The organism is Mesorhizobium sp. M2A.F.Ca.ET.039.01.1.1 (assembly GCF_003998035.1).
Classification (GTDB): domain Bacteria; phylum Pseudomonadota; class Alphaproteobacteria; order Rhizobiales; family Rhizobiaceae; genus Mesorhizobium.
Genome location: NZ_RZRY01001017.1, coordinates 1 through 1,771, shown reverse-complemented (window position 1 = coordinate 1,771; position 1,771 = coordinate 1). Strand labels below are relative to the sequence as shown.

General features: G+C 63.2%; 3 protein-coding genes and 1 pseudogene. 2 read left to right on the top strand and 2 right to left on the bottom strand.

Annotated elements, in window-relative coordinates:
* Window positions 1-422, bottom strand: a pseudogene (locus tag EOA24_RS36775) (hypothetical protein); the annotation flags it as partial.
* Window positions 423-531: 109 nt separating this feature from the next.
* Here EOA24_RS36775 and EOA24_RS36770 point away from each other — a divergent pair.
* Window positions 532-876: a hypothetical protein gene (locus EOA24_RS36770; protein WP_126083819.1), complete on the top strand. Its 345-nt coding sequence runs from the start codon at window positions 532-534 to the stop codon at window positions 874-876.
* A gap of 18 nt (window positions 877-894) precedes the next feature.
* Window positions 895-1,422 (top strand): gamma carbonic anhydrase family protein, encoded by a 528-nt coding sequence (locus EOA24_RS36765; RefSeq protein ID WP_126082853.1) that lies wholly within the window; start codon window positions 895-897, stop codon window positions 1,420-1,422.
* A 20-nt stretch (window positions 1,423-1,442) separates the two neighbouring features.
* Here the strand turns inward: EOA24_RS36765 and EOA24_RS36760 are convergent.
* A partial coding sequence (locus EOA24_RS36760; protein ID WP_133374841.1) for an ankyrin repeat domain-containing protein occupies window positions 1,443-1,771 on the bottom strand: 329 nt, incomplete at its 5' end.

The window sequence follows — 1,771 nt, the reverse complement described above, 5'->3', positions numbered from 1 at the left end:
CTGTAGATCGGCGCGAAACGGCCGCTCATGTCGCGCGACATCATGCGCGGCTCGAACGACAGGAAGATGATCTTCCTGGTCGTCGTGTGGTTGAAGTCGTCACGCGCGGCCGCGCTGTAGCCGTCCATCTCGGGATAGCGCAGATAGAGATCGAGCCGCGAGGCGATGCCGTCGCGCCTGGCCTGGTCGAAGCGGATGAAGTTTGCCGGCACGCTGATCAGATTGTTGCCCATGACGATCTGGCGCACCATGGTGTCATCCGAATAGCCCGCCATGGCGATCGACCGTCCGAGCCATTTGCCGCCGACGCTGATCGCCACCGAAAGCAGCGCCAGAGCCGCGAAAATATAGAAGACCCGCTTCATCAGGGTCGAATCGACGACCTCGAAGTCCGGGCTCTCGGCAGCCGTTGCGTCTCTCATCGCTCTTTCCCGATCCGCCCACCTGTCCTTCGGCGGCACAGCCTGCGCGGCATGGCTCTTGCAGCGCGTTGGCACGACTGTGCGTTTTCATGGTAAACGGTTGGTAAACATGGAGCCCGTTGTGCTTGTTCTTTACGCGTTTGCGATTGGTATCACGGCTTGCGGATTGGCCGGATCGGCCATGGAGCTTTTCTCCGGACGACGCCTGGCCTTCGCCGAGCCCTATGTTTCGCCGGTCCATATCCTGCGCTCGCTCGCGGCAACGGCCTGCGCCGGACCGTTCATGCTTACCAACGAAGCCTTGGCCGCCCGGCGCGAGGGCCGCATCGGCACGATGGCGCTGTTGTCCTGCGGCTGCACGGCCATCGTCTGGGCTCTGGCGCTTGGCGTCGTGCTCATCGCCATTGCATCCTGGGCGACCGAGAACTTAGGGTCTTTTGAATTCGCTGGTTGAGACGAATCGGAGACGAAAATGCCGGTCTATGCGATCGATGGGAAGGCGCCCGAGTTCGAGGACGCCGATACGAACTGGATCGCGCCGGACGCCACGCTGATCGGCAGTATCAGGATCGGCCGCAATGTCGGCTTCTGGTTCGGCGTCGCCATCCGCGGCGATGGCGAGCGCATCACGATCGGCGCCGACACCAATGTGCAGGAACATACGATCATGCACACCGATCCGGGCTTTCCACTGACCATCGGCGAAGGCTGCACGATCGGTCATAGGGCTCTGCTGCATGGCTGCACGATCGGCGACAACAGCCTGATCGGCATGGGCGCCATCGTGCTGAACGGCGCCAGGATCGGCAACAACTCGCTGGTCGGCGCCGGCGCGCTGGTGACGGAAAACAAGGTTTTTCCAGACAATTCGCTGATCGTCGGCTCGCCCGCAAAGGTGATCAGGACGCTGGATGAAGCGGCGGTCGAGCGCCTGCGCGCCTCGGCGGCTCACTATGTGGCCAACGCCAAACGCTTCAAGGCCAAGCTAACGGTGGTATAACGGCGGCCGCGCGCCGCGCGTCATCGGCGGCTGTCCATCGCTTCACGCAGCAGCAAGGCGCCGGCCTCGAAGCCGGCCTCTTCCGCGCCTTCCAATGGTGTCTCATAGTCGTCGATGCGGGTTCTTAGCGATGGATCCGCGCCCGAGAGCAGCAGCAGCTGAATCGCCTCGGCGTCACGCCGCGAAACCGCGTAGTGCAGGGGCGTCCAGTCGCTCACGCCGCGCATGTTCGGGTCGGCGCCATGCTCGAGCAGGATATGGATGACGTCCAGCCGGTCCGGCCGTTCCGTCGACAACGCCGCAGTGATCGAAGGAAACCCGGCGGGATCGTCATAGTTCGGGTTCGAGC

Bases quoted from the DNA above. Each gene is read 5' to 3' on its own strand.
- EOA24_RS36770 (WP_126083819.1), top strand. From the start codon at position 532: ATGGAGCCCGTTGTGCTTGTTCTTTACGCGTTTGCGATTGGTATCACG.
- EOA24_RS36765 (WP_126082853.1), top strand. From the start codon at position 895: ATGCCGGTCTATGCGATCGATGGGAAGGCGCCCGAGTTCGAGGACGCC.